At 29.5% G+C, this 1017-nt stretch carries 1 protein-coding gene; it reads left to right on the top strand.

Annotated features, from left to right (window positions below; genetic code table 11):
- The first annotated feature begins 98 nt into the window (after positions 1-98).
- Complete coding sequence (locus ACW9UN_RS17255) at positions 99-782, top strand: hypothetical protein (protein WP_459487617.1); 684 nt, start codon at positions 99-101, stop codon at positions 780-782.
- The last annotated feature ends 235 nt before the right edge of the window (positions 783-1017 follow it).

Below are 1017 nucleotides of genomic sequence, written 5' to 3'. Positions count from 1 at the left end.
TTCGGAATTTCTCCGTTCGTGTTTTATTTAGTAAATTCACTGCTTAAACAACGCAACAAAGCTTATACAACAACGTTGGCAACAATTAAAGAGAAACTATGTACAAAGAAAAAACTGATAGAGAATTAATTGAACTTTTAGCAATTCATAAAAAGTTGACATTCCAATCTCAACTGAATTTAAAAGCGGAATTAAATCACCGAAATATTCAAGAGAGTATCACAGATTTGGAGAACACTATTAGTGAAAAAATTTCTGAAATTAAAAATCTTGATTATTTAAAAAATCTTGGTTTTAAAGCCGACAAATTCGGCGACTCAATTAAAGTTACCCGAACTGACAAAGCTGTTTTAGTGGATATTGTTGCGATTGTTTTGGGAATAATATTTTGTTTAATTGGATTTTTCGGGATTTTAGGTCTGATTGGTTCATTTTCAAGCGAAAGTGAATTCAGTATATTTTCGCTAATCACAGAAATCGGAATGATAGCAATCGGAATTTTAGGAGTTAAGTTTTTAAGTGGAATTAAGCGTTTAATTGACTATGCAGGTTTTGAATTGCTAAATAATAACGGAACAATAACTCTGAAAAAAAGATTTGATACAAAACTTGTGGAAATACAGAAAAACGAATCTTTACTTGAATTAAAAGAACAATCGGAATTAATGACTTTAAAATTGGAAAACGACGAAATTTTAAGTGCAAATACGAATAATATTATTCAGAAAATGACAATATCTGAATTAACAAAAAGATTAAAAACTGTTGCCAACACCGTATAAAATTAATTGCTAGTGCAAGCTTACTTACGAAAATCCTCTCGGATTTTCTATTCGGTTTGTATTTGCTAAATTAGTTACTTGAAATACGCAACTAATCTTATACAAACACGTTGTAAATAATAGTGGAAAACACTCAGGAACGTGAAACTTTGAACTTTCAAAATGTCTGAATTTAGTTGTTCGTGGGAATTTTTTAATCGCTTAAAATGGAATTTAACAATTGCTGAATTATCTT

The sequence above is a fragment of the Polaribacter litoreus genome (assembly GCF_054584775.1).
This window is presented reverse-complemented; position numbering and strand designations above follow the sequence as displayed.